Here is a 5,979-nt window from a genome sequence, read left to right as displayed (position 1 = left end):
GTGTTGACTGGTTTTGTAGGTAGGCGTATAGTTCGGTTCTTCGCTGCTGACGCGGTGAAGAAAACGAAGCAGACAGTATAACACAGTTAGTTAGAATTTTCGATAATTTTAGTTGACATTTGCTAAATGTACTGTATAATTCGATTCGCTCTTTAAAAAACAGATTACCGATAAGTGTGAGTGCATTAGGCCTCACACTGTTTGAAAGACAGACAAGATGATGTTTTAGACATTGTCCTGTCGGTTTCTTTGAAGCAGACCAGAAGTTATAAGTTAGAGATTGAACATAAGAGTTTGATCCTGGCTCAGATTGAACGCTGGCGGCATGCTTTACACATGCAAGTCGGACGGCAGCACAGAGAAGCTTGCTTCTTGGGTGGCGAGTGGCGAACGGGTGAGTAATATATCGGAACGTACCGAGTAATGGGGGATAACTAATCGAAAGATTAGCTAATACCGCATATTCTCTGAGGAGGAAAGCAGGGGACCTTCGGGCCTTGCGTTATTCGAGCGGCCGATATCTGATTAGCTAGTTGGTGGGGTAAAGGCCTACCAAGGCGACGATCAGTAGCGGGTCTGAGAGGATGATCCGCCACACTGGGACTGAGACACGGCCCAGACTCCTACGGGAGGCAGCAGTGGGGAATTTTGGACAATGGGCGCAAGCCTGATCCAGCCATGCCGCGTGTCTGAAGAAGGCCTTCGGGTTGTAAAGGACTTTTGTCAGGGAAGAAAAGGCTGTTGCTAATACCGACAGCTGATGACGGTACCTGAAGAATAAGCACCGGCTAACTACGTGCCAGCAGCCGCGGTAATACGTAGGGTGCGAGCGTTAATCGGAATTACTGGGCGTAAAGCGAGCGCAGACGGTTACTTAAGCAGGATGTGAAATCCCCGGGCTCAACCTGGGAACTGCGTTCTGAACTGGGTGACTAGAGTGTGTCAGAGGGAGGTAGAATTCCACGTGTAGCAGTGAAATGCGTAGAGATGTGGAGGAATACCGATGGCGAAGGCAGCCTCCTGGGATAACACTGACGTTCATGCTCGAAAGCGTGGGTAGCAAACAGGATTAGATACCCTGGTAGTCCACGCCCTAAACGATGTCAATTAGCTGTTGGGCAACTTGATTGCTTAGTAGCGTAGCTAACGCGTGAAATTGACCGCCTGGGGAGTACGGTCGCAAGATTAAAACTCAAAGGAATTGACGGGGACCCGCACAAGCGGTGGATGATGTGGATTAATTCGATGCAACGCGAAGAACCTTACCTGGTCTTGACATGTACGGAATCCTCCAGAGACGGAGGAGTGCCTTCGGGAACCGTAACACAGGTGCTGCATGGCTGTCGTCAGCTCGTGTCGTGAGATGTTGGGTTAAGTCCCGCAACGAGCGCAACCCTTGTCATTAGTTGCCATCATTTAGTTGGGCACTCTAATGAGACTGCCGGTGACAAGCCGGAGGAAGGTGGGGATGACGTCAAGTCCTCATGGCCCTTATGACCAGGGCTTCACACGTCATACAATGGTCGGTACAGAGGGTAGCCAAGCCGCGAGGTGGAGCCAATCTCACAAAACCGATCGTAGTCCGGATTGCACTCTGCAACTCGAGTGCATGAAGTCGGAATCGCTAGTAATCGCAGGTCAGCATACTGCGGTGAATACGTTCCCGGGTCTTGTACACACCGCCCGTCACACCATGGGAGTGGGGGATACCAGAAGTAGGTAGGGTAACCGCAAGGAGCCCGCTTACCACGGTATGCTTCATGACTGGGGTGAAGTCGTAACAAGGTAGCCGTAGGGGAACCTGCGGCTGGATCACCTCCTTTCTAGAGAAAGAAGAGGCCTGATGCATTCACACTTATCGGTAAACTGTAAAAGATGCGGAAGAGAAAAGCTTGAGTGAAGACAAGATTCGCTTAAGAAGAGAATCCGGGTTTGTAGCTCAGCTGGTTAGAGCACACGCTTGATAAGCGTGGGGTCGGAGGTTCAAGTCCTCCCAGACCCACCAAGAACGGGGGCATAGCTCAGTTGGTAGAGCACCTGCTTTGCAAGCAGGGGGTCATCGGTTCGATCCCGTTTGCCTCCACCAAGAACTTTACAAATCAAAGGAAGCCTGCTATACTTAGCAGCTTATTTTGATTTGCGAAGTGAAATATTGACGCATCGATCTTTAACAAATTGGAAAGCCGAAATCAACAAACAAAGACAATGAGTTTGTTTTAATTTTTTGTTCTTTGCAAAGGATGAAAAATCTCTTGCAAGAGAAAAGGAAACAAACACAGTATTTGGGTGATGATTGTATCGACTTAATCCTGAAACACAAAAGGCAGGATTAAGACACAACAAAGCAGTAAGCTTTATCAAAGTAGGAATTTCAAGTTTGCTTCCCTAGTCAACGGGTAGGCAAACGAAGTCAAAGAGGTTCTTGAAATGATAGAGTCAAGTGAATAAGTGCATCAGGTGGATGCCTTGGCGATGATAGGCGACGAAGGACGTGTAAGCCTGCGAAAAGCGTGGGGGAGCTGGCAATAAAGCTATGATCCCGCGGTGTCCGAATGGGGAAACCCACCTCTTAGGAGGTATCCTTATCTGAATACATAGGATAAGCGAAGCGAACCCGGAGAACTGAACCATCTAAGTACCCGGAGGAAAAGAAATCAACCGAGATTCCGCAAGTAGTGGCGAGCGAACGCGGAGGAGCCTGTACGTGATAACTGTCGAGATAGAAGAACAAGCTGGGAAGCTTGACCATAGTGGGTGATAGTCCCGTATTCGAAATCTCAATAGTGGTACTAAGCGTACGAAAAGTAGGGCGGGACACGTGAAATCCTGTCTGAATATGGGGGGACCATCCTCCAAGGCTAAATACTCATCATCGACCGATAGTGAACCAGTACCGTGAGGGAAAGGCGAAAAGAACCCCGGGAGGGGAGTGAAATAGAACCTGAAACCTGATGCATACAAACAGTGGGAGCACCCTTGTGGTGTGACTGCGTACCTTTTGTATAATGGGTCAACGACTTACATTCAGTAGCGAGCTTAACCGAATAGGGGAGGCGTAGGGAAACCGAGTCTTAATAGGGCGAACAGTTGCTGGGTGTAGACCCGAAACCGAGTGATCTATCCATGGCCAGGTTGAAGGTGCCGTAACAGGTACTGGAGGACCGAACCCACGCATGTTGCAAAATGCGGGGATGAGCTGTGGATAGGGGTGAAAGGCTAAACAAACTCGGAGATAGCTGGTTCTCCCCGAAAACTATTTAGGTAGTGCCTCGAGCAAGACACTGATGGGGGTAAAGCACTGTTATGGCTAGGGGGTTATTGCAACTTACCAACCCATGGCAAACTAAGAATACCATCAAGTGGTTCCTCGGGAGACAGACAGCGGGTGCTAACGTCCGTTGTCAAGAGGGAAACAACCCAGACCGCCAGCTAAGGTCCCAAATGATAGATTAAGTGGTAAACGAAGTGGGAAGGCCCAGACAGCCAGGATGTTGGCTTAGAAGCAGCCATCATTTAAAGAAAGCGTAATAGCTCACTGGTCGAGTCGTCCTGCGCGGAAGATGTAACGGGGCTCAAATCTATAACCGAAGCTGCGGATGCCAGTTTACTGGCATGGTAGGGGAGCGTTCTGTAGGCCAATGAAGGTGCATTGTAAAGTGTGCTGGAGGTATCAGAAGTGCGAATGTTGACATGAGTAGCGATAAAGCGGGTGAAAAGCCCGCTCGCCGAAAGCCCAAGGTTTCCTACGCAACGTTCATCGGCGTAGGGTGAGTCGGCCCCTAAGGCGAGGCAGAAATGCGTAGTCGATGGGAAACAGGTTAATATTCCTGTACTTGATTCAAATGCGATGTGGGGACGGAGAAGGTTAGGTTAGCAAGCTGTTGGAATAGCTTGTTTAAGCCGGTAGGTGGAAGACTTAGGCAAATCCGGGTCTTCTTAACACCGAGAAGTGACGACGAGTGTCTACGGACATGAAGTAACCGATACCACGCTTCCAGGAAAAGCCACTAAGCTTCAGTTTGAATCGAACCGTACCGCAAACCGACACAGGTGGGCAGGATGAGAATTCTAAGGCGCTTGAGAGAACTCGGGAGAAGGAACTCGGCAAATTGATACCGTAACTTCGGGAGAAGGTATGCCCTCTAAGGTTAAGGACTTGCTCCGTAAGCCCTGGAGGGTCGCAGAGAATAGGTGGCTGCGACTGTTTATTAAAAACACAGCACTCTGCTAACACGAAAGTGGACGTATAGGGTGTGACGCCTGCCCGGTGCTGGAAGGTTAATTGAAGATGTGCAAGCATCGGATCGAAGCCCCAGTAAACGGCGGCCGTAACTATAACGGTCCTAAGGTAGCGAAATTCCTTGTCGGGTAAGTTCCGACCCGCACGAATGGCGTAACGATGGCCACACTGTCTCCTCCCGAGACTCAGCGAAGTTGAAGTGGTTGTGAAGATGCAATCTACCCGCTGCTAGACGGAAAGACCCCGTGAACCTTTACTGTAGCTTTGCATTGGACTTTGAAGTCACTTGTGTAGGATAGGTGGGAGGCTTTGAAGCAGAGACGCCAGTCTCTGTGGAGCCGTCCTTGAAATACCACCCTGGTGTCTTTGAGGTTCTAACCCAGACCCGTAATCCGGGTCGGGGACCGTGCATGGTAGGCAGTTTGACTGGGGCGGTCTCCTCCCAAAGAGTAACGGAGGAGTTCGAAGGTTACCTAGGTCCGGTCGGAAATCGGACTGATAGTGCAATGGCAAAAGGTAGCTTAACTGCGAGACCGACAAGTCGAGCAGGTGCGAAAGCAGGACATAGTGATCCGGTGGTTCTGTATGGAAGGGCCATCGCTCAACGGATAAAAGGTACTCCGGGGATAACAGGCTGATTCCGCCCAAGAGTTCATATCGACGGCGGAGTTTGGCACCTCGATGTCGGCTCATCACATCCTGGGGCTGTAGTCGGTCCCAAGGGTATGGCTGTTCGCCATTTAAAGTGGTACGTGAGCTGGGTTTAAAACGTCGTGAGACAGTTTGGTCCCTATCTGCAGTGGGCGTTGGAAGTTTGACGGGGGCTGCTCCTAGTACGAGAGGACCGGAGTGGACGAACCTCTGGTGTACCGGTTGTAACGCCAGTTGCATAGCCGGGTAGCTAAGTTCGGAAGAGATAAGCGCTGAAAGCATCTAAGCGCGAAACTCGCCTGAAGATGAGACTTCCCTTGTGGTTTAACCACACTAAAGAGTCGTTCGAGACCAGGACGTTGATAGGTGGGGTGTGGAAGCGCGGTAACGCGTGAAGCTAACCCATACTAATTGCTCGTGAGGCTTGACTCTATCATTTGAAGAACTTCAAGAGATAAAAGCTTACTGACTGATTCAGTCATCACCAAATATATTGATTAAGGCTTTACCGATTTGTAACAGTTTAAGTTTGGCGGCCATAGCGAGTTGGTCCCACGCCTTCCCATCCCGAACAGGACCGTGAAACGACTCAGCGCCGATGATAGTGTGGTTCTTCCATGTGAAAGTAGGTCACCGCCAAACACCCATTCCGAAGCCCCCGACTGATGTCGGGGGCTTTTTACATGCCTGTCGGTTCTGTCGGTTTGATGACTCGTGCATTCTTGTTGTTTAAATTAAAGGATGATAACTATGTTGTTATTCTTGAACATAAAGTGCCGAAAGTTACGGTTAACTGTTTAGAATATTTGAAATCGAACGGTATTTGCGTTATTATGTCGTATGCATTTATATGGAATAGGGCCGTGTTCTACTGTCGTGTGGCAGTGTCGGCGGGGTGGGGAAAACCGTCCTGCAGACGGCCCGGTTGATTCAATCCAACACGTTATAGGAAAACCCTGATGAAGAAATTTTTATTTGGTGTCTTTGCCGCCGTGTGTACGGCATTCTCTTTGGCTGCCGTGAACGTCAATACGGCCTCTTCTGCCGAACTGGAGGCATTGCCGGGTATCGGCCCGGCTAAGGCGAAA

Annotated in this window: 1 protein-coding gene, 2 tRNA genes and 3 rRNA genes; all 6 read left to right on the top strand. The window is 49.8% G+C overall.

Annotated features, from left to right (window positions below; all coding sequences use genetic code 11):
• Positions 1 to 282 precede the first annotated feature (282 nt).
• Positions 283 to 1,823: ribosomal RNA gene (locus ACTHSA_RS10690) — 16S ribosomal RNA — on the top strand.
• Between the two features lie 105 nt (positions 1,824 to 1,928).
• Positions 1,929 to 2,005, top strand: a tRNA-Ile gene (locus tag ACTHSA_RS10685).
• A gap of 5 nt (positions 2,006 to 2,010) precedes the next feature.
• Positions 2,011 to 2,086: transfer RNA gene (locus ACTHSA_RS10680), tRNA-Ala, on the top strand.
• Positions 2,087 to 2,434: 348 nt separating this feature from the next.
• Positions 2,435 to 5,323, top strand: a 23S ribosomal RNA gene (locus ACTHSA_RS10675).
• Positions 5,324 to 5,419: 96 nt separating this feature from the next.
• Positions 5,420 to 5,533, top strand: a 5S ribosomal RNA gene (rrf, locus tag ACTHSA_RS10670).
• Together the 16S, 23S and 5S rRNA genes with 2 tRNA genes alongside form the textbook arrangement of a ribosomal RNA operon.
• Before the next feature lie 317 nt (positions 5,534 to 5,850).
• Positions 5,851 to 5,979: ComEA family DNA-binding protein (locus ACTHSA_RS10665; protein ID WP_440367869.1), on the top strand; the 129-nt coding region annotated here is incomplete at its 3' end.

Origin of the sequence: Neisseria sp. P0008.S002 (genome assembly GCF_051962805.1) — a bacterium.
Lineage (GTDB): Bacteria > Pseudomonadota > Gammaproteobacteria > Burkholderiales > Neisseriaceae > Neisseria > Neisseria perflava.
Note: the sequence above shows the minus strand (reverse complement) of the source record. Positions and strands in the feature narration are given on the sequence as shown.